Annotated in this window: 13 protein-coding genes; 4 read left to right on the forward strand and 9 right to left on the reverse strand. The window is 41.8% G+C overall.

Annotation, left to right across the window (positions count from 1 at the left end):
• The first annotated feature begins 5 nt into the window (after window positions 1-5).
• From mreC to rodA, 4 genes are read left to right on the forward strand one after another with little or no spacing between them, the layout of a single operon-like run.
• Entirely contained in the window at window positions 6-806 is an 801-nt protein-coding gene (mreC, locus tag ABJF57_RS04950) for a rod shape-determining protein MreC (RefSeq protein WP_462230615.1), read from the forward strand.
• Window positions 803-1318 carry a hypothetical protein gene (locus tag ABJF57_RS04955; RefSeq protein WP_462230613.1) on the forward strand — a complete coding sequence of 172 codons (516 nt, stop codon included), beginning with the start codon at window positions 803-805 and terminating at the stop codon, window positions 1316-1318. The genes mreC and ABJF57_RS04955 overlap by 4 nt, the downstream gene beginning before the upstream one ends.
• Window positions 1315-3138, forward strand: a complete 1824-nt coding sequence (locus tag ABJF57_RS04960) for a peptidoglycan D,D-transpeptidase FtsI family protein (protein WP_462230611.1) — start codon at window positions 1315-1317, stop codon at window positions 3136-3138. The genes ABJF57_RS04955 and ABJF57_RS04960 overlap by 4 nt, the downstream gene beginning before the upstream one ends.
• Window positions 3107-4375, forward strand: coding sequence for a rod shape-determining protein RodA (gene rodA / locus ABJF57_RS04965; RefSeq protein WP_462230609.1), 1269 nt, complete (start codon window positions 3107-3109; stop codon window positions 4373-4375). The genes ABJF57_RS04960 and rodA overlap by 32 nt, the downstream gene beginning before the upstream one ends.
• A gap of 40 nt (window positions 4376-4415) precedes the next feature.
• Here rodA and ABJF57_RS04970 read toward each other — a convergent pair whose 3' ends face one another.
• The 9 genes from ABJF57_RS04970 to ABJF57_RS05010 all read right to left on the reverse strand — a co-directional run bounded on the left by ABJF57_RS04970 (window position 4416) and on the right by ABJF57_RS05010 (window position 21714).
• Complete coding sequence (locus ABJF57_RS04970; protein ID WP_462230607.1) at window positions 4416-7322, reverse strand: hypothetical protein; 2907 nt, start codon at window positions 7320-7322, stop codon at window positions 4416-4418.
• A gap of 79 nt (window positions 7323-7401) precedes the next feature.
• The gene (locus ABJF57_RS04975) at window positions 7402-7803 is read right to left on the reverse strand and encodes a hypothetical protein (protein ID WP_462230606.1); all 402 of its coding nucleotides are present in this window, start codon (window positions 7801-7803) and stop codon (window positions 7402-7404) included.
• 3 nt (window positions 7804-7806) lie between these two features.
• Complete coding sequence (locus tag ABJF57_RS04980) at window positions 7807-9207, reverse strand: aldehyde dehydrogenase family protein (protein ID WP_462230604.1); 1401 nt, start codon at window positions 9205-9207, stop codon at window positions 7807-7809.
• Window positions 9208-9270: 63 nt separating this feature from the next.
• Window positions 9271-11322 (reverse strand): OmpA family protein, encoded by a 2052-nt coding sequence (locus tag ABJF57_RS04985; RefSeq protein WP_462230602.1) that lies wholly within the window; start codon window positions 11320-11322, stop codon window positions 9271-9273.
• Between the two features lie 10 nt (window positions 11323-11332).
• Complete coding sequence (locus tag ABJF57_RS04990) at window positions 11333-12010, reverse strand: OmpA family protein (protein WP_462230600.1); 678 nt, start codon at window positions 12008-12010, stop codon at window positions 11333-11335.
• A 99-nt stretch (window positions 12011-12109) separates the two neighbouring features.
• Complete coding sequence (locus ABJF57_RS04995; protein ID WP_462230598.1) at window positions 12110-13417, reverse strand: peptidoglycan DD-metalloendopeptidase family protein; 1308 nt, start codon at window positions 13415-13417, stop codon at window positions 12110-12112.
• 18 nt (window positions 13418-13435) lie between these two features.
• The gene (locus tag ABJF57_RS05000) at window positions 13436-15376 is read right to left on the reverse strand and encodes a protein-disulfide reductase DsbD family protein (RefSeq protein WP_462230596.1); all 1941 of its coding nucleotides are present in this window, start codon (window positions 15374-15376) and stop codon (window positions 13436-13438) included.
• A gap of 3 nt (window positions 15377-15379) precedes the next feature.
• On the reverse strand, window positions 15380-16747 hold the full coding sequence (locus tag ABJF57_RS05005; RefSeq protein ID WP_462230594.1) for a dipeptidase: 1368 nt from the start codon (window positions 16745-16747) through the stop codon (window positions 15380-15382).
• A 68-nt stretch (window positions 16748-16815) separates the two neighbouring features.
• The gene (locus ABJF57_RS05010) at window positions 16816-21714 is read right to left on the reverse strand and encodes a hypothetical protein (protein ID WP_462230592.1); all 4899 of its coding nucleotides are present in this window, start codon (window positions 21712-21714) and stop codon (window positions 16816-16818) included.
• Window positions 21715-21725 lie beyond the last annotated feature (11 nt).

Genomic DNA, 21725 nt, shown 5'->3' on the forward strand with positions numbered 1-21725 from the left:
AGTGAATGCAAAGGCTTTTAGATTTCCTTTATCAGCAGCGAGAAATAGCCGTTTTTATTGGCTTGGAAATCCTGAGTGCATGGCTTCTCATCAATTTCAACAACCGATATAACGCATCGTTTCTTAATTCCAGTAATGAAGCGGCAGCATCACTGACGCAAACATCCAACAACATTAGCAATTACTTCCAGCTAACGGAAACGAATGAACAGTTAATGAAAGAAAATGCGAAACTTCAGCAGGAGCTACGCATGTTTCAGACGGAAAAATATTCCTACTTAGATACCGTAGATCAGTATCGAGTAATTGGAGCTACAGTAATCAATAACACATTTGATCGAAGTACAAACTTTGTGACTATTTCGGCGGGTAGAAAGGACAGTGTTGAAGTAGGAATGGGGGTAATTTCTTCTTTCGGAGTGGTTGGTCAGGTAAAGTCAGTAACTAATGGATTTGCTACGATCTACTCATTGCTGCATCCTAAGCTGCTGGTATCTTCCAAAATAAAAAGAACTGAAACAAAATGCACAGTCCAATGGGATCAGGAGGCTTATGATATCGCCGGACTGAAGTACATACCGAGGCATATCAACTTACAAAAGGGTGATTCCATTGTAACTTCCGGATTCAACTCGGTCTTTCCCGAGAACATACTGATTGGGATTGTAGAGGAGCTCTCTTTAGAAGAGCATATGACTTTTTATGAAGCGAAAGTAAAATTGGCCACCGACTTCACGAGCTTGCATCAAGTGTTCGTAATAAAGGATTTGTTTAAACCTGAAAAGGATTCACTCCTGATACAATGACCAGAATTAGCATAAAAGAACAAATTCTGAATTTGATCCTGCTATTGTTGGTTCAATTGCCCTTGGTTCATCGCATCACGCTATTCGATAAAGCTTTTGGTTTTTTTTATGTTGGTTTTTTGCTGCTTTTACCAAGAACACTTAGCCGATCAAACCTTATGGTCATCGGTTTTCTCTCAGGCCTTCTTGTTGATGTATTCACCAATACACCTGGAATACATGCTTCAGCATCGGTTTTTGTGCTGTTCATAAGAAACTTTTGGTTGAATGTTGTAAACGATGATGCCCAGGAGATCACCAATCTGAATGTGGCGACATTGAAAAAATCAGGCTTTCTGTATTTTATTTTCCCTTTAGTTTTTGCACATCATTTTTTAATTTTTGTGATTGAAAATGGAGGCTTTCATTTGTTTGGTATGGTGTTTAGCAAGGCTTTCTTTAGTACTGTCTTTAGCACGGTCGTAATTTTCGTGATAAATTTTATCATTACACCAAATAGACAGCGACAATGAGAGAACGGAGTTTGCTGATTCGAGGACTTATTCTTTTTACGGTAATCATATTTTCCGTCCGTCTTTTCTACATTCAAATTATTGACGAAGACTACAAAGTAGCTGCTGAGAATAATGTGGTTCAAAAGATTGTGGAGTATCCTTTTAGAGGTCTGGTATATGACAGCAATGACAGTCTCGTCATTTATAATTCTCCAGTTTATGATCTAATGATAGTTCCCCGAGAGGCGGAAATTGCAGATACTACTAAATTTTGCGAGTTGCTAGAGATTGATAGCGTTGAATTTATAGAAAAACTAAAGAAAGCGAAGGGTTACTCGTCCATTCTTGCTTCCAAGTTCATCGAGCAAATATCAGATGATCTTTTTGCGAAGCTTCAGGATCAGTTGATAAACTATCCAGGATTTTATGTACTTCCTCGAACCATTCGATCTTATAATACCAAATCATTGGCCAATGTAGTCGGATATGTTGGCGAGGTAAGTGGAAGCTTCTTAAATCGTGATACAACGCGCTATTATAAATCGGGTGATTACATAGGAATCGGAGGCATAGAAAAATCCTATGAAGACCACCTTCGTGGTAAGCGGGGCGCTACGTTTAAAGTTGTCAACGTGCAAGGAGTTATAAAGGATGATTATAGAGATGGTGAATACGATACCTTGCCAAAATCTGGGGAAGACATTCACCTAACCATTGATTTGGGACTTCAACAATATGCTGAGAAATTAATGGCAGGCAAAGTAGGAAGTGTTGTAGCCATAGAGCCCAGTACTGGAAGAATATTGGCTTTTGTGTCGGCACCATCCTACGATCCGCAGCTACTGAGTGGAAAAAGCCTCAGCAAAAATTTTCCAATTCTCAATAAAGATGAGAATAAACCTTTTTTGAATAGACCACTACAAGCCCGTTATCCTCCGGGCTCGATGTTTAAAACTATTCAAGGGGTTATCGCGATGCATGAGGGTGTGGTGCAAGCAGATGAGATAATAAGAACAGATGGGAGCAATATTGGAGACCTGGCTCCTCCAGGTCCATACGATATGATTAAGGCGATCACCAAGTCGTCTAACAATTATTTTTATCTGATTATGCGGCGAATGGTACAGCAAGGTATTGAAGAGAGCCCTTACATCGATTCGCGCATTGGTCTTGAAAAGTGGAAAGAATATGTGATGCACTTTGGCTTAGGGAGAAAGCTGGGAGTAGATCTGCCCAATGAAATTACAGGTAGTGTACCGAGTATTGAAATGTATGATCGATTGTATGGTGCTAAACGCTGGAAGTATTCCAATGTAGCTTCTTTGAGTATTGGGCAAGGAGAGCTAACCGTCACTCCACTTCAGATGGCTAATTTGGGAGCCATCTTAGCTAACAGAGGTTATTTCATTACACCACATGTGGTGGATAAAATCGAGGGTTGGCCCAACCCAAACATTAAGAAAGAAATATTGCCCTATGACCCGAGGCATTATGAGCCCATTGTCAAAGGAATGGAGCAAGTGGTGATGGCGGGCTCGGGTATTCGAGGTTATCTGGACTCTCTGAAACTTGCCGGTAAGACCAGCACGGTGCAAAATCCTCACGGCGAGGATCATTCAGGGTTTATGGGATTTGCACCCTTGGATAACCCAAAAATTTCGATTGCAGCATATGTTGAAAATGCTGGACAAGGAGGTAGAGCTGCAGTTTCCGTGGCGAGTTTGCTAGCGGAAAAATATGTGCTCGGAAAAATCTCCAGACCATGGCTGGAAGATTACGTTTTAGAAGAAAGATACATACCTAAAAATGCGCTCAGACCAACTATCGCAGAAAATTGATTGGACATCAGTCCTACTTTTTGGAGCGCTTGTGATTGCAGGCTGGCTGAATATCTATGCCGCAGAGTATGATCCTGAGGTAGAGCAAAGTCTTTTTGATTTTGGAACCAGTGCGGGAAAACAGCTCATATGGATTTTTACGTCCACAGCAATTGCATTTACGATCTTTTTCTTCGACTATAAATTTTTTGACTCATTCGCCTATATCATTTATGGGATAGTAATGGCAATGTTACTTTTCATTTTGATCGGCGGGAAAGAGGTTGCTGGCTCTAAATCATGGATTGGTATTGGTGGTTTTGGTTTACAGCCTTCAGAGTTTGCCAAGTTTGCAACGGCTTTTGCACTGGCAAAGTATCTGGATAATGCCAATCGGAAATTAAGCGACCTGAATACGCTGGGAATTGCATTTGCAATAATTCTTCTCCCCATGGCACTTACTGTTCTTCAAGGTGATACAGGAACAGCACTGGTCTTCGCAGCGCTCGTTGTACCAATGTTTAGAGAGGGAATGCCACCCTTACTTATCATTGTCGCACTATCCATTTTTGTGGTCTTTATCCTTACACTACTTGTTAGCCAAACTGTTTTGCTTGCAGGAATCGCTATCGTCACCCTTCTCGCCCTTGGTCTCAATGCCCGAACGCCTAAGCGGCTGGTTTATATTATAGCGGGAGCCATAGTGGTGACCTCTGTGGTGCGAAGTGTAGACTTCATCCTTACAGACGTTCTTAAGCCTCATCAGCAAAAACGAGTACTGTCTTTGGTCAATCCAAACATTGATCCGCTAGGAGTTGGGTGGAACGTTACGCAATCTAAAATTGCAATAGGTTCTGGAGGATTTGCCGGAAAGGGATTTCTGGAGGGGACACAGACCAAGTTTGATTTTGTGCCTGAGCAAACGACGGATTTCATTTTTTGCACAATAGGCGAAGAGCATGGTTGGATTGGCAGTATTCTTATGCTGGCGTTGTTCACCACGCTATTGCTGAGGCTGGTTTACTTGGCGGAAAGACAAAAATCGACATTCTCTCGCGTGTTTGGGTATGGTGTTGTCGGAATCATATTCTTTCACTTTACCGTGAACATTGCGATGACCATTGGTTTATTCCCAGTGATAGGTATTCCATTGCCTTTCTTCAGCTATGGGGGATCATCTCTTTGGGCATTTACCATCTTGCTTTTTAGCTTTTTAAAGCTGGATGCCTTTCGCATGCAAGTGCTGCAAAGGAGATGAAGGGCACGACCGCCGCTTGTCATCTCACATCACGGTAAGTCTATATTTTGGCTGCCCGAGCTTTAGCTTCAGTTACTAGATTATCCGCCTTTTTGTTGGCTTCCGACTCTATACCTGCTGCTTTTTTGTCTGTTTCATCCCTCAGTTTTTGCGCTGCTTGCTGCGCCAGTCTCTTTTTAATTGGATTAGACCCTGCATCTGCGATCAATTTATCAGCCGCCGCATACCCTTCTTTCTTGACTTTTTCAGCGCTGGCTTTTCCTTGACTTCTAATTTCAGCTGCCTGAGCTTCTGCTTCCGAAATAATTTTTTGCCGCTGTTCTGCTTTTTTCTCCTCTAATTCTGCCTCTGCTTCTGCTTTTTTCTCGGCGAGCTCCGCTTCTGCCTTTTCTTTTTGCTCATCCACTTTGTCGGTAAGTTGCTTTTTAAACTCGGCAGTGGCTCCACCTGAGCTTCCTCCTGAAGCACCACTGGTACCTAATAAATTCACACTCGGGTCATCGTAGGTGCCGCCTATTCCAAGGTTGAGATTTATTTTATCAGCAACTAATTTCTTACCTCCAGTAAATGAACTGAGCGCACTGTTTAATGCATTTCCAATTTGCCCTGTAGGAACGTCTTTTAACAGCATGGAATAATCCAGGCTCCCATCTAGTCCGCTGTTTCCACCAAGAACGGCGCTTTGTCCACCTACTTCAAGATCAAAAGGTTCTACGAACATTCGTCCATCTTTGATTGATGTTTTAACCAATACATCTTTTAAATTTATTTTTTGACTGCCTTCAGAACCTGCGCCAGTTTTCAGAGCTGCTACTGAAGATAACTTTTGCATAAACGCTCCTTTTTCCAGAGCACCTTCTGCAATGTTGACCAGGCCTGTTAAATCAATGGCGTCCATGATCGGCATCATATCCTCACCAAGCAACCCATTTACTTTGAAATCACTTGAAAACTTTCCGGTAACCTGCTTGGCAATAGGTACATAGCTTTGGATAGTTTCGAAGGCTTCAAAAGCACTCCCTATCGATAGATCCTTAACCTTAAACCCTAAATCATATTTCGGTTTTTCAAGATCCTTTGTTACATATGATCCGGTTAGCTCAAACGTGCCATCAAGCATTTTGAATTTGTTGTCATCCAGAATGATCGCTCCGTCTTTTATCAGAATTTGACCATTGAAATCGTTGATGGAGAGATTGGAGTAAGCAATTTTGTCGATTGAGGATGCCAGTGTAAAATCAATATTTTCAGGAATTTTCACTACCTCCAATGCTTCTTCTTCTCCTTCCGTGCTTTCACTAACCTCTTCATTGGATGCTGTTGTTGCCTCTTCTTCCATGCTTTCCTCAGGCATCAATTCATTGATATCTATAAGGGAGGAGTTGAAATTCAGTCGTCCGGTCAACAGCTCATTTTCAGATAAGGCAAAAGCCAAATAGTTGGTGATCTTACCATCCATACTGAAATCTGAATTTCCTGATGTCGCAGAAAACTCGGATAAGTTTATTTCAGACGGATTGAAGGAAAGATTAGCTTGGCTAATCCCAAAACCTTGCGGCAAGTCCGCGCTTTGGAAGAGAAAATCATCGATGGTAAGACTGCCTGTTGTTGGTAGCTTATCATATTGTTCTGCGTCTACATCAGACATCATTCCAGCCGTGTTGAGCTTTGCGTTGATCTTACCAACGAGCGTCATGCCCTCCATAGGGACAATCTTGGTAATTTTCTCAAGATCGGCATTGCCGTCGAATCCAAGATCCCACTGGTAGTTCTCTAAATTTTTAAACTTCAGATATGCCTCTACGGACTCCCCATCTACCAACATTGAAAATTTATCTACATTGAAACTGGTCTCACGAAGATCGGCTGAGGGGTAGTTGAAACTGGTTTTAATGTTGATGTCTTCCATAGGGATATTGAAATCTTCGTAAGATATTCTGCCATTATCTACCGCTAGATTGGCTGCTACTTTTGGCATAGAACTCTCATTGAATGTTCCTTTTACGTATCCATCGAAGCTTATTTGACCCCCTGCAGTCACACCATCGAGATACTCCTGATACACACCAGGGATTAAGGATAAAATACTTTTAAGGCTAATGTCTTTTCCGCCGAACGTAATATCCATGTCAATATCATCGCCTGGCATGCTTACATAACCATCTGCTTGCATTGCAAAATTGTTGACAGCAAATCGATTCTCTTTAAAAGTGAACTTCATTTCTGTCAGGTTCATGTTTAGAATAATGTCTAAAGCCAGACTTTTATTGGACACATATTCCACTCCTTCAAACCCCATCGCTACATCATCTACTGTAGTTCTTGTTGTCAAGTCGAAAACATCCAAACTAAAATCTCCTGATCCTTCATGATTCAAGCCCGTAATTGAAGTGAAGAAGTTCATGGATTGATCTCTGTAAACAACCTTTCCGTTTCTAATACTCCATTTTTCAATACCAACACTCAAGTCTGCGTCTTCATTGGAACTTGTCTGATCTAGAACCTCTTCTGTTGCTTCGGGTTGGGGACTTTCGTCTGCACTGCCTTCTTTCGCAATGTCATAGTTGGCCTGACCGTCCGGTAAAACCAGAACCAATATATTCGGATTGTCCAGCAAAATTTCTTCTACGATAATTTGATCTCCGCTGATGGCCGACATTAAGTCTACTGTCACTAAAAATGTGCCGACCGAAGCAAGCGTATCCTTCTCAAATGCACCTACACCCACAACACCAAAATCACGCATGCTCACAGTAATGTCAGGAAAGTTTTTAATGAGGGATAGACTGAATCCATCTATGTCATAGTAAACAGAAGCATTCAGGCTTTCGGCCATTGTATCATCAATGGCCTTTCGAATATCATCTTTGAAAATGATGGGCAGGACGATGATTGCCGTGATAAGAATTGCGAATACAACTCCGAGTATGATCAAAAACTTCTTCATATCATGATTATTTTATGCAAATTAAAGAGAAAGCATTCCATCCTATAAAACACAACGCATTTTAAATCAAAGATTTCAACTACTTACTGAGAGTAACGAAAATGTCATCCATTAATTGAAGCTTGATTTGATCTTCGGATTTAGATGCTATGCGATAAGTCATTCCTTGTGACCCGGGCTCATTCATAAGAAATAATGTGTCGCCTGAGACATACCATGTTTGTGCATGCGAGAGCGTATCGACAGCAAAAATGCATCCAGGGTAGCCGTTTACAGTTTTTGTAAGGCTATCTTCAGTGAAGGCAAAAACACCCGTCATGTAGAACTCCATATCCTGAACTTCAGGGTATGATTCTGGAGGTGTTTCCCACTCAGCGCGCCAATTCCCGTACCATTCTGATGGACGTTTTATAGCATTTTCGGATGATGGAGAAGTGCAAGCTATAAAAGCTAGCAAAGGAACAATTAATAACTTTTTCACAGGTCAAAAATACTTAACCATAAAGTCAATCATAAATTTTTTGAAACCAGAATACGGCGGGTAGACTGTTTTAGCCATTGTTAAGCCTCTGCGCTGATTGACGATGGCTTTTTCATTGGAAAATGCAATGAAGCCTGCATGACCATGCGCTTTGCCAATACCACTATTGTTAACTCCACCAATGGGAAGGTTTGGATGCGCGAATTGCAGAACCACATCATTGATCGTCATCATACCTGCACTTGTTTCCTTTTTGATGCGCGTTATTATTGATTTCGTTTTAGCAAAAACATAAAGTGCCAGTGGTTTTGGCTTCTGATTAATGAATTTGATTACTTCATCTATGTTATGGTAAACCATTATTGGGAGAATAGGTCCGAAGATTTCTTCTTCCATGATTCTGCTATTTTTGGCGACATTGGAAAGTAGCGTGGGAGTAAATCGCAGGTTATCCCTATCAGATTTTCCGCCGAATTCAATATCGGCTCCTTTGTCTATTGCATCAGCCATCAAATCATTGATGCGATTGTGGTGCTCTCGGCTGATAATGCCTCCGTAGGTTTCTTTTGACCCATAGATCTTTTCGGATTGAACCACCAACTCTTCCACAAGCTTATCTTTGACATCTTCATGAACAAACAGGTAGTCTGGAGCAATGCACACTTGCCCGGCGTTGAGCCATTTACCCCAGGCGATTTTTTGTGCGGCATCTTTAATACTTGCACTTGCATCCACGATGGTTGGAGATTTTCCACCGAGTTCTAGGGTAACGGAGGCCAAATGCTTCGCGGCGGCTGCCATTACGATTTTTCCTACTTGAGGGCTACCTGTAAAGAAGATATGGTCGAATGGCAGAGCAAGCAACTCTTGAGACTCTTTGATCCCTCCCAATACTACTGACACGTCTTCCGGCTCGAATATTTCTAAGCACATCTTTTGAATGAGTTCAGAAGTGTTTTCTGAAAATTCAGAGGGCTTTATAATGGCGGAGTTTCCTGCAGCAATTGCTGAAACCAGTGGACCAATGGCTAATTGAAATGGGTAGTTCCATGGCGCAATAATCAAACATGTCCCCTTTGGCTCGTAAAATGTTTCAGCCCTGGTTCCGAGATAAGTTATGCTTGTGGCGGCTGACTTGGGCATCATCCAACTTCTCAGGTTTTTACGCGCTTTTCTACTTTCGGAAAGTACCACAAATACTTCCGTCAGATCCGTTTCTTCAGCGGGTTTTTGAAGGTCTTTGTGCACAGCTTCATGAATCTCTCCGCGATGATCCATAATCCAGTCTTCAAGCTTCTTCAGTTGGCTCTTTCTCTCCTTGAGGGTTGAGGTTCTCAAAGTTATTGAGCGTTCTTTCACGCGTTCAAAAAGATCTCTAATATTCGACTGAGTAGCTGTGTCCATTAGATAAAAATAAAAAAAGTCAGCTCGAAAGCTGACTTCTTAGGTAATTCATTTTATGTCAAATTATTCAATGACAAATTCAACGCGTCGATTTTTCTGCCGATTTTCTGGAGTATCGTTGGATACTTTTGGCTGACTTTCTCCATACGCTTTGTATGAAAGTCGATCTCTGCTAATTCCATTTTTTATGAAATAATCCATGACGGCCTTGGCTCGCCTTCCCGAAAGCGCCATGTTATAATTAGGATCGCCCACGCTATCCGTATGGCCAGCAACGGAAATTTTTTCTATGGTACCGTCTTTTAGGTAGTCCAAAACTCGATTGAGTTCCGGATATGAAGCCGTTTTTATGTTGGACTTGTTGAAGTCAAAGAAAATATTTTTCAATTCGATAGTTTCTCCTTTTTGAATTGGGAAAATTCGGATGAATTTCTCTACCGTATCTGATTTCTTTAATTCAATAAAGTCAAGGCGCTCCGTTTCAGAAATATATCCCTCGGCTTCACCAACCAGACCATATTGCCATCCGCCCTGTACCGTGAAATTGAACGTACCCGTCTCATCGGTAGCAGCATGACCAATGTCAAGTCCATCAGGAAGTCGTTCGATCAAGACTGTTGCACCACTGACAGGTTCTTCTGTTTTCGCATCTAGGACCGTTCCAGAAACAGTCGCAATAATGTCTTTTGGTACCAGGTGCTCTACTGAAGATGTAAGAGGCGATTCTACTTTGTCGGAGAACAAATCTTCTACTTTGAAAGTAAAAATGTCCGTATCCTCACCTTTTTCACCTCGTGTGAAATACAGATTTTGACCAGTTGAAGGGATACTGAAGTATTCATCATCTCCTTCTTTATTTATTCCTGGGCCTAGATTTTCTGGCTCAGACCAGCGTGTCCATGTATCATCAAGCTTAAAAGAAACATAGATATCGGACCCACCATACCCAGTGTATCCGTCTGAGGAGAAGTAGAGTGTTCGTCCATCTTCTGCCATGAAAGGCGATTCGTCTTCTCCAAGAGAGTTGATATCACTACCGAGATTCTTCGGTTCACTCCATGTTCCGTCCTTCTTCTTAAATGATACATAAAGATCTCTAGAGCCATATGTGTCGTCTCTTTCCGCTGACATTATCATGGCGTTTCCACCAGGGACTAAGAAAAAATCAGCATTGGGAGAGTAATTATATTCATTCTCAATTTCTATGTCTGATGGGTCAGCGAAAGTCTCACCTTCCCTGGTAGACATGGATACTCCCGTATACATTCTTCCTTTTTTGCCATACCTATTTCCAAGGATCAAAACTTCCTTATCTCCAATAGCACTGATGGAGCTTATGAAGTTTGGTCCTTTTGTGTTTAATGGAGCACCGATATTTTTTGCCGGCAACCACTCTCCTGTTTCTTCATCCATCTCGGAAACCCATATGTCTTCCGCGTCATTAACTCCACCTACATTGTCTGGATGAAACTGACGAGAAAAATAGAGTTTTTTGCCATCTGGTGAAATTATCGGACTATGTTCTACATAATCACTATTCACATTGGTGCTCAATTTTTCAGCATCTACTTCACTATTTACTCCTGCAGCCAGGTTTAGCAAAACATTGATTGGGATATTGGAAGCTGAAATACCAATGGCATCAATCGCATTGTAACCATCTGAAACGCTACAATCTAAAACAACGCGAATTGCGTGTATTTCGTAAGGAGTGACTTCAAAAAATAAATTAAGAAGCCTTGATTCAATCGGTAAGTCACGAGGTGTGAGTTCAAAAAGGGTGTACTCATTATAGTCGGCATCATACCCGTATACAGCCTTGACGGCACCCGGATTTTCCGATTCTGCAATAGCCACTTGCTTCGCTTTTATGGGTGTACTGAAGGAGACCATGACAAATTCTTCTTTGTCTTTGCTTTTTGGTCTCCAGGAATTTGGATTCTCTCCCCCATTTGGTAGCACGTTTGGTCTATGCAATGTTTGTATTGCCGAAAACTCATAAGGGGAGAATTCGGAGGAAACATCAACAACCTGAGTTCCCCAAGCTACTGTTTCTTGCCCTTTGGCAGTAATTATGGCCAGCAAGCCAATTGTAATAAGGTGGATTTTTTTCATGGGTCTTTTATTAACGACGGATAACTCTTACTTCCACTCTTCTGTTGAGCGCTTTAGCCTCATCAGTTCGTTCCTGCGTTACTGGTTGACTACCTCCAAAAGCTTTTGTGAAAATTCTGCTTTTTTTCACTTTTTGATCAATGAGGTATTCTTGAACAGCAATTACACGAGCTTCAGAGAGCCGCATATTGGCATCTGGATTTCCTGCAAAATCTGTGTGTCCTTCCAGCTGAATGATTATGGAAGAGTTTTGGTTTAACCAAATAGCTAGTTCGTTGAGCTCCGAGTAAGAGCTTGGTGAGATTTGATCACTGCCTCTTGCAAAAATGAGATTTTCAAGCTTTCTAAGCTCAATTATATCTTCTTCAATGTAAATATTGAATTCTTGATTTCCTGTAACTTTTTGCTCTTGCGTATACTTATGGAACCCGCCCTTAGTAACCGAAAAGTTGTAAGTTTCCCCCTGAACTAACTGAATTTCGAATGAACCATCTTCTTTAGCAGAGGCCATTCCCATATCATCATAATACGGAAGCTTTTCGTAGAGGATATTTCCTACAACGGGGGTAGAATCCTGAGCTTTCAGAATTTTACCATAAACCCTTACTAAGGCATCATTTGAGACCTGAGCTTGGGTGGCGGTAACGAAGGCGAGCGAAAAAATGGTAATCAAATAAGTTTTTCGCATTTGATTTTTGGATGATTTAGGCCAAAATAACTCAAATAAATGCAAAAACTAAAGAATACTTTGTCGTTTCGGTCCAAGAATAGGATAAAGTGCCCCTATTTATGGATTAGGAGTATCTTCTTTTTTCGACGGTATCTTGGCCAACAGTGGCTCTTTTTCTATCATTTCGATACTATCTAAGACGTTTTTAACAGAATCACTAAAGATCTTGAATTCGGCGATTTCTGTTGCATCTATTCCACTCGAAGAAGGAAGGTCTATTTTTAGTGCATCTACCTGTCGTCCATTTTTCCAAAAACGAAAGCAAAGGTGCGGTCCATTGGCAAGCCCGGTACTGCCCACAAAACCTATGGTCTGTCTTTGTTTTACTTTCACGCCAGGACGGATTCCTTTGGCAATCTTAGACATGTGTAGGTACTGGGTGGTGTAATTACTGTTGTGCTTGATTTTTACATAGTTTCCGTTGCCTCCGTGGTAACGAGCCTCCAACACGACTCCATCTCCGACGGTACGAATAGGAGTGCCCGTGGGAGCTGCATAGTCCGTGCCCAGATGTGCTTTGTATCTTTTTTGGACTGGATGAAATCTTCTAAGTGAAAACCTGGAGCTTATTCTGGAATAATCGAGTGGAGCTCTCAGAAGCGTTTTTCTCAAACTATTGCCCTGTTCATCAAAGAAGTCTAGTTTCTCTCCGGTTGGATATGCTATGGCATAATAGGGTTTTCCCCAATGTTCGAAGTAGGCGCCTTTGATACTTTTGATTCCTACGGTTTCCCCATCTACTGTTTCTTCTTCGAAAATGAGTTTAAACTTATCTCCTTTGGCAATTCTAAAAAAGTCAACTTGCCAGGCAAAAACATCTACCAACTGGTGGACTAATAAGGGGGAGGCTCCTTGATCTAGAATCGCATTGTAGACAGAAGAGTTGATTTCAGCGGCAAGTCTTGTTTCAGATACTTTCACTTCTTTCTTTTGAAGTTCAGCATAAATCGTATCAGCAAGGTTGTAGACTACATATTCGGTAGGAGACGGCTCAAAAATGAACTGGCGTGCCGTTTTTAAGGAATCAGTATCGTGAATGATTGAATAGGTGGAACCCGCTTTTAATTTCCGCACATCGTAAACGTCTCTGGCATTTTCCGCAAGCGTATGAATTTCTTGAAAGGAAATGTTGAATTTTGAAAGAATCTCTGAGAGATTTTGATTCCATCTTACCTTTCCTTCAGAAACTTCGAAAGAATCTATTGGGTATCCGTAGTAAAGCGTGGGAATGTGGAAGAGTGTTGAGTCTATTTCGATTTCGGCAATAGTGTCTTCCTCTTCAGCGAACGGGGCTTGAAAATATAAGAACGAAATAAGCGCGATGGTTAGCCCGGTTATTACCAGCCAAATCCTCGTTTTTCCCATGTAGTTAGCTTGATGACGCTACAAAACTGCGTCATTTCGATGGTTTTCCAAGGCCTTATCCAGAAAATTAACGAAAGCAGATACGTCAAGATCATAGGCTTTTGGCGCTATAAGCTTCTCTCCGTCTTCATTGATGATTACGTAATATGGCTGTGCATTATTATTGAATTGGGTGATCTGAAAGTCGGCATTTTGTTGGCCAATGGTCTTTTTGGTTTTACCATCATACGATGATTTATACCAATCGCTTTCTGGTAATTTGGTACGATCATCTACGTAGAGGGCAACTAGAACGAAATCTTGACTCAATCTTTTCAGTACTTCCGGATCAGACCATACACGTTGTTCCATTTCTCTACAGTTGACACAGCCATGTCCAGTGAAATCAATGAAAACCGGTTTGCCTTGTTCTTTCGCGCATTCCAATGCTTGCTCGTACTTAAAATATCCGCTGAGTCCATGTGGCCAATGGAGGATGTCATCGTAGATGGGTTCTTCACAGGTATTGCCCCCTGCTTCTTCTTTCAAGAGGTTAAAGTTATGAGTGGCCATGGGAGGAAGAAATCCGGAAAGGGATTTAAGAGGAGCACCCCAAAGGCCGGGGATTAGTGATACGACGAAAGAAAATGTAGCAACCGCAAGTACTAACCTTGCAACAGATATTTTATCAGAATCCGGATCACTTTTAAGTTTAAGCTTACCAATCAGGTACAGCCCTAGCAGCCCAAAAATTGCAATCCAAAGCGCAATAAAAACTTCTCTATCTAAAAGTCCCCAGTGGTAGGCAAGGTCTGCAACACTTAGGAACTTCAGTGCTAGTGCCAGCTCTAAAAACCCAAGCACTACTTTTACTGAATTGAGCCACCCGCCAGATTCCGGTATGGATTTGAGCCAAGATGGAAATATGGCGAAACCAGTAAACGGGATTGCGAATGCTAGTGAGAATCCAAACATGGCCATTGTTCCTTCTAAAATGCTTCCGCCGCTAAGCGTATTTATCAGTGCGGTGCCAACGATGGGAAATGTGCACGAAAAGCTAACGAGCACAAGTGTTATGGCCATGAAGAAGATGCCAATTAAGCCACCTCTGTCCGCTTGACGATCGATTTTGTTGACTAACCCTGAAGGAAGGGTAATTTCAAAGAGGCCAAAGAATGAAAGCGCAAAAAGAATGAACACCGAGAAGATGATCATATTGAATAGCCAATGAGTGCTGAGTTCATTCAGGGCAGTAAATCCCCAAATAAACGAAATAAGGAAGCCAAGAAGGCTGAAGAACACAATGATGGAGAGTCCATAGATTAAGGCTTTCGAAATTCCCTCTCCTTTGCTCTTACTTTGTTTTAAAAAAATAGATACCGTAATAGGTATCATCGGATAGACGCATGGAGTAAGTAGGGCAACCAACCCAGCAAGGAATGCAGTAATGAGGATAGACCAGAGACTAGAATCCTGACTTAGTTCTTGCTTTTTTTTTTGATCAGATGAGGCCTTGGCCGTATTTCCAAGTAAAAATTCATCATCAAAGGGGATGCACTTGCCATCTACATCTGTACAAACTTGGTACATGTAGTTCCCTTCAATGCGAAGGTCTTCTTTAAGTATTCGAATTTTTTGTTTGAATAATCCTTCTTTTTTAAAATAGGTGTATTCACCAAGCCAGACTATGGAATCATATTTCCGTTTTGGGCCTACAGCTACTATGCTGTCCAATAATTCGTAGGAATCATTTTCAACAAAGAAAAACTGAGTCACCTGGGGCCCCAGGTCAGGATCAAAATCAGATGAATAGAGGTACCAATCTTCTTCAATGGAGGCCTTGAATAGGATCTCAATTTCATCGCCCACATTGGGAGAAGTATTCGAAAGTTTCACATCCCAACTGATGGGCTTAAGAATCTGACCAAAAGTGGCGAGCCCTATTAAAGCAAAATATGAAAGAAGAAACGCTTTTTTCATTGATTATGATTTGGACATATCAGTGAAAAACTGATAGAAATGAGAAATCGTTTCAATACCTCTGTAATAATTGAATAGCCCATAGCTTTCATTTGGAGAGTGAATGGCATCTTCATTGAGGCCAAATCCCATCAAAATGGAGTCTAAATTGAGTACATCCTGAAATAAGGCTACTATCGGGATACTTCCACCTTCCCGTGTTGGAATAGGTTCTTTCCCCCATGTCTTTTCCATAGCTCTTGAAGCTGCCCTGTATCCAATTGAATCTGTTGGAATAACAGATGGCTCTCCTCCGTGATGAGGTGTAACTTTCACTTTTACATGCTCCGGAGCAATGCTTTCGAAATGCTTGGTGAAAAGGTCTGTAATCTCTTGACTGTTTTGATTTGGAACCAACCTTGTTGAAATCTTAGCATAAGCTTTTGATGGAAGTACTGTTTTGGCACCTTCACCAATATAGCCACCCCAGATACCATTCACATCCAGTGTTGGTCGGATGCCTGTGCGCTCTATCGTCGTATATCCTTCCTCTCCCTTTACGGCATTTATGTCCAAATGCTTTTTGTATTCGTCTAAGTCGAAAGGAGCCTCATTCATTTTCTTTCGGTACTCTTCCGAAAGAACTTCCACTTTATCATAGAAGCCAGGAATGGTGATCTCGCCTTTTTCATTTTGAAGGGAAGCGATCATTTGGCACAAAGTATTGATTGGGTTGCCAACTGCTCCACCATACGTACCTGAGTGCAGGTCTCGGTTTGGCCCAGTTACTTCTACTTCCATATAGCTCAACCCCCGAAGACCAACGGTGATGGAAGGCGTATCATTGCTGAGGATTGACGTATCGGAAATGAGGATTACATCAGCAGCTAGCTTTTCCTTGTTTGCACGAACAAATAGTTCAAGATTTTCAGACCCAACTTCCTCTTCTCCTTCAATCATGAATTTTACATTGCAGGGAAGGCTGTCTGTTTTGATGAGTGCCTCGTAAGCCTTTACGTGCATGTATACCTGACCTTTGTCATCTGCTGAGCCGCGCGCGTAGATTTTTTCATTCTTTACTACAGGCTCAAATGGGGGCGAATCCCAAAGCTCGTATGGATCGGCAGGCTGAACATCGTAATGACCATAGACCAATACGGTAGGTAGGCTTGGGTCTTTGATATGTTCTGCATATACAATTGGATATCCTGCGGTCTCGCATATTTCCACATGCGTTCCGAGATCATCGAAGCGTTCTTTAAGAAATTGAGCGGCTTGCCTTACATCACCGGCAAATTTTGAATCGGCACTTACTGATGGGATGCGAAGTAAGTCCAATAATTCAGAAAGGAATTGTTCTTTGTGTTCTTCGATATAGGATATAGCGCTCATAGGTATATTTTTTGGCAAACTTAACTAAGGATGTATTGCTCTGCACACTCGTTGGCAACTAAAGGTTGCTACTCGAACCCAAAACCATCATCTTCATCATCTTCCTGAATGGTATCGAAGTTTTCGTCTTCTACGTTTACATCGTCTGGAGAGATGAGATTGTAAGGCTCTTTAATGCCGAAGTAATTGAGCCTGAAAGCATTTATGTATGTTAAGGTCTCTGTTTCTGTACCCATTGCAATAATCATTTCTCCAGGCTTAGAGCTTTCTACATTCGATTTAGATTTTATCAGCTCATTAAATTCAGTATTGGAGGAATAGAGTACTAGCTGATTGAACGTATAGCCGATATAATACCAGATCCCAGGAGCTGCCTGAATGAAAAGGTTAACAACCTCTGCTCCGGATTCATCTTTTTTGACTTCCAGAAATCCATCCAACTTCGCATTGAGGTCATTCTGATAGATATTAGAGATGCCTAGCTTGGTGGTGTTATGCCATGCTTTCTGATCTTGATCCCATTTCATTTTTACGCCTGTAATCAAAAGCTGTCTCTCTAGGTCTCTTGATACGGAAGCCAGAGAGGTGTAGTCTTTTAAGCTGGACTGTTCGTACTGCTTTGCGGTAGCATCGCTAGTCAGGTTGGCCAGTTTATAGAGCATTTCAAGAGAAATATCATTGGCAGGTGCCGGACCGATGCGTTCGATTATCTCAATAAGATCTGATGCCATTATGTCGAATGAGCCAGAAGGAGCGTCAGGAAAATCCAGAGCTATCATAGCATCAGCTGTGTATTCGTTTGATTCTCTGTTACCCACACCAAGAATGGAGGCATCCATTTTGATCTGCGTGTTTATCGGATTGATAAATTGAGCTTTTCCTTCAAAAACCACAGATTTTGTGCTGTCAATGTAAAGCATGGTATGGCCTTGGTACGATATGCCACTTGTTTTATCAAGATTTTCTATCCGATACATTTGCGTAGAATCTGTATAGGTCAGGTTTCCCTTGGCAAGGAAGAAATCAAGATCTGAGCTGTTTGCTTTGGACTCCACAAATGTCGTATAGAGCTCATCCCTTACATTCATGTGAATGCCTGAACGCACAACTTCTCCGCTTTCCAGAAGCGCATTATCGAATGGGAGTGAAACGTCTCTTTCCCCTTCTTTTCGGTTGAATTGTACCCAATAATCATATGCAGGATCAGACATGTCCAGCTTGACGTATCCTCCAAGCTCTAGTGCTGGCTTAGACGCATACATCGTGACCGAGCCTTTGTAAAAGAAACCAGGGGAAATAACAACATTCTGACTTTCCATTACCTCTCCACCAGAGACAGTCATGAGTCTCTGCTCGTAATTGCCTTTACGATCTGGTTCTCCGACGGGAACCTCTTGCAACTCGAAACTATCGAAACGAATATCGAATGTATCGGTGCCTACAATCTGCTGGTAGAAGGCATTACCTTCGAATTTTAATCTTGAAATCACTCGAATATTCGCGCGATCCAGGTAATGATATCCATTTAGCGTGTCAATAATGATTTCTGCATTTTTGAACTCTTGGAGAACGGCATTTGCCAAAATGGTTGTCTCGTTGCCTTCTGGAATTATCTTGGAGTCAGCTACGGTAATGAATGGAATTCCCTGCACATTGAGTTCTTGTGTATTTATATCATAGATGGCTTTTTCTGCATTAAAAGCGAGGGAATCCAGGTCTTCCCGTGTAGTGAAAAAGTAGGAATCTTCAATTGGTATATGCTCCGGCTTTGTCATGGTCACCACGGAGTCTTCCAAATCCCAAACGGCTTCTGTGATCGATGTTTTCATTTGTGCGTATGGAAATGAAATAGCAGCAACACCTATTCTTTCCGGTCTAATTTTAGCGGTATTGTTGGTGAGGTCAAAGTCAAGACGTATATCATCTCCAGCCATGGCGGGCTTTTCTGGATCATCCGTCAACACTTCAAACTGTGCATGCCTTGCACCATACTCAAGCTCCTTAAAGCTCAGCTCTGAAGAAACGGACTTGGATCCACGTGTAAGCATGGTGCCACCACCATATACACCCTTCGTTGTGATGTTGACTTCTCCAGTGAGTTCCGCTGTGGCGTTGTAGAATTTAAACGGCACTCCTACTGTTCTTAGATACATACTATCTTTCCTTGGTAGCCAATACATATCGTAGGTGCCAATCACAGCTTCGGGATAGCTGGCTCCTTTATAGTTTCCTGGAGAAATCACACCACCTGTTCCATCTGTTGTTACTGAGTCGGGGTAATAGATGAAGTCGTTAGAGTAGATGGTTGTCGTTAGAAAATCTATTTGACCATAGCCTCTCATGCCTTTGCTACTCAGGCGGATTTCTTCATAGGTTTTTGCCTCAGTTCCATAGAGGTTATATCCCTCTGTCGGAATTTGATGCTTAAAACCTAGCGAACGGTCTTCTTGTACATGAAGCGTTTCAGGGAAGGTGGGGAATATCCCTCCGGAGTTAAAGGTTCCTTCAAAGCTGATGCTTTCTCCATCTTCTCTTTCGATGCTATCCACTTCAAAAGGAGGGATGATGAACCTGACAGACTTATCGTATGCTCCATTAAGTATTTCCTTCCCATCAAAGTAGACCACCGCTTCACTATCTGAATTGAAGTATGGGTATCTTCTGTTTTCGACAACTCCAGATTTATTGTTGCTTTGATTGATATGCAGTGTGCCTGAGGTCTCAGTAAGTTCGTTTTGCAAAGTCGCCGTTTCAAAGCCTGCGTCTGCATTGGTAGAATCTCTTAACGGAACCGTTAATCTCATGGAGTCAATTTGTGGCATGTTCACAATGAACTCTTCGTAATCAAATTGATGACCCACTCCCTTGTATTGAAAATCTCCCGCGTGCATCATGCCATCGAACTCAATATTCCGGCCTTTTAGCAAGGTCAAGGTGCTGTCTTGAGGTTCTCCATAAATTTTAAAATCGGTAGTCAGGTAAAACCGACTTACTCCTCTGACTTTCAATTTTCCACTGTCTAGTTGGATATATGCATTGGCTCCATCTTTGATTTTGGAAGGAACCATTAGGTTATCAAAATCCACAGCTTCTGCTGAAGCGTCGTAATATAGAAACGCTTTTGGGTGAAGTTTCAAAAATCCGGTAGACGCATCATAATCTGCAAATCCGTATTGTGAGAGTACTTTTCCTGCACCTTGAGCAAACCGTTCATCAATTCCATATGCTTGAGCCAGCTCTCCTACATAAAATTCTTCCAGGTTAAATTTACGTGCATAGAAAACAGCGGCATTGATTGGATGGAAATCCAGGAACCTTCCAATTTTCTTGTATCGAATAAGGTCAAAAAAATCTTCTGATTCAAAAGTGGCTGGAAGCAAATCTTTACCATTCATTATTTCCATGGAAATAGAATCGACTTCCATGTTCCAAGCAATCAAGTCAACATTCATAGAAAGGTCGAAGTAGGAAGACTTGTATGGTGTAAGGGTAGAGTTACGAAGCGCTAATAGTTCTCGTGTATTGATATCAAACTTTGCTCTTACTGACCTATGTACAATCGAATCGCTTCCATGAAGAATGGTAATCGAGCCGCTGTTCATCGAAACCAGTGAGTCACCTAAGAAAAACTCTTTTGATTTTAGAATAACGGTGTTGCCACGGCCATCCAAGATTTTCAATGTGCCGAGTTCTCTGGAGATCGACTTTCCGTACAGCTTATTTCCTTTGAGCTGTATCCCTCCGGTATAGCTGAGTTTATCGTCACTTAGTTTTATTGTATGATCCGCCTTGTTTGAGGTAAAGATGGGGAAGCTATTTAGTACACGTGGAGGCCTAGCTGTGCTTCTAAATTCAAAAACACCTTCTACCTGACCAGTGCCAGCAAGTTTATCAAACTGTAATGTGGCATTTGGTGTCCAAAAATCAGATCTATCCTTCTTTATGTGAAAGTCTTTAAGTTGTATTACTGCTCCACGGAATTTTGCATTCAAGGCAGGCCAGTCGATTGATCCTTGTGTTCCTACGAGCGTCCGGTTTTTGAGCATGAAAGAACCGTTCAAGTTCTTAATTCTTAATGAGTCGTAGGACGTGGAAAGAACAGTCCTTGCTCCTATGAGCTCTATAACCGGGCCTTCCAACTCAGGGTGGACATATTGGTATTGTTTTAAGGTAAGATAATCTGTGATGGAGGGTGCATAGCTTGGCCGTACTGGCTTTGGTTCTTCTTCTTTTGCTTCAGGTTCTGATCCCCAACTATCGTTCCCCCACGAATCATCGGAATCTCCCCAGCTATCATCACTGCTCCATGAATCATCAGAGTCCCCCCAACTGTCATCGGTGCTCCAGGAGTCGTCCGTATCCCCCCAACTACTGTTTCCCCACGAATCATCTGTAGATTCATCCACAATCTCTGGCATTTCATCTTCTGTTATTAAGATTACTGAATCATCAGTGACTGGCTCCTCTTCAATTACTTCTTGAGGGTCTAGGTCGATGTATTCATCCAGAAGTTTGAATTCGTAAGCTCCTCCCGACGCTTGCACAGCCAGGTTTTTGTCAAGGCTTAGGTAACGTCTAGCAAAGTAGATGTTGAGTCCAAAGAGAAATTCTTTGTATTCTGATTTGCTGAGCGTCCGAACGACTTGTTCATTGATCTCCAAAACATTATCTAGCTGATCTCTCTGAAGGTTTTCTTGAGCAACAGAATAGGCTAGATAGGTGAAAAAGTGGTAGAAATAGGGATAAAAAGTATATCCCTTTTTTTGCATTGTGAGTGCGATTTGATGAGCTCTGTCTTGCTGTGCTGAGGTGAATTTCCCATCCCAGGCATTTTGAAAATCGTACGCAATTTTGTTGGCTGACTCTGTGCCAATGCCTTTCAGTCTAGCAATAGCTTGCCCCCGAAATTCCGTTTTGTCATCGGAAAATCGCTGAGCGTGCGTTGTACTTATTGCTAGTACAAGCATTAAAACTGAAA

Origin of the sequence: Ekhidna sp., from assembly GCF_039940915.1 — a bacterium.
Taxonomy (GTDB): domain Bacteria; phylum Bacteroidota; class Bacteroidia; order Cytophagales; family Cyclobacteriaceae; genus Ekhidna.

What these genes read in the sequence shown, in the direction of transcription:
- mreC (WP_462230615.1), top strand. Translation starts at nt 6, where the DNA reads ATGCAAAGGCTTTTAGATTTCCTTTATCAGCAGCGAGAAATAGCCGTT.
- ABJF57_RS04955 (WP_462230613.1), top strand. Translation starts at nt 803, where the DNA reads ATGACCAGAATTAGCATAAAAGAACAAATTCTGAATTTGATCCTGCTA.
- ABJF57_RS04960 (WP_462230611.1), top strand. Translation starts at nt 1,315, where the DNA reads ATGAGAGAACGGAGTTTGCTGATTCGAGGACTTATTCTTTTTACGGTA.
- rodA (WP_462230609.1), top strand. Translation starts at nt 3,107, where the DNA reads ATGCGCTCAGACCAACTATCGCAGAAAATTGATTGGACATCAGTCCTA.
- ABJF57_RS04970 (WP_462230607.1), bottom strand. Translation starts at nt 7,322, where the DNA reads ATGAAGAAGTTTTTGATCATACTCGGAGTTGTATTCGCAATTCTTATC.
- ABJF57_RS04980 (WP_462230604.1), bottom strand. Translation starts at nt 9,207, where the DNA reads ATGGACACAGCTACTCAGTCGAATATTAGAGATCTTTTTGAACGCGTG.
- ABJF57_RS04985 (WP_462230602.1), bottom strand. Translation starts at nt 11,322, where the DNA reads ATGAAAAAAATCCACCTTATTACAATTGGCTTGCTGGCCATAATTACT.
- ABJF57_RS04990 (WP_462230600.1), bottom strand. Translation starts at nt 12,010, where the DNA reads ATGCGAAAAACTTATTTGATTACCATTTTTTCGCTCGCCTTCGTTACC.
- ABJF57_RS04995 (WP_462230598.1), bottom strand. Translation starts at nt 13,417, where the DNA reads ATGGGAAAAACGAGGATTTGGCTGGTAATAACCGGGCTAACCATCGCG.
- ABJF57_RS05000 (WP_462230596.1), bottom strand. Translation starts at nt 15,376, where the DNA reads ATGAAAAAAGCGTTTCTTCTTTCATATTTTGCTTTAATAGGGCTCGCC.
- ABJF57_RS05005 (WP_462230594.1), bottom strand. Translation starts at nt 16,747, where the DNA reads ATGAGCGCTATATCCTATATCGAAGAACACAAAGAACAATTCCTTTCT.
- ABJF57_RS05010 (WP_462230592.1), bottom strand. Translation starts at nt 21,714, where the DNA reads ATGCTTGTACTAGCAATAAGTACAACGCACGCTCAGCGATTTTCCGAT.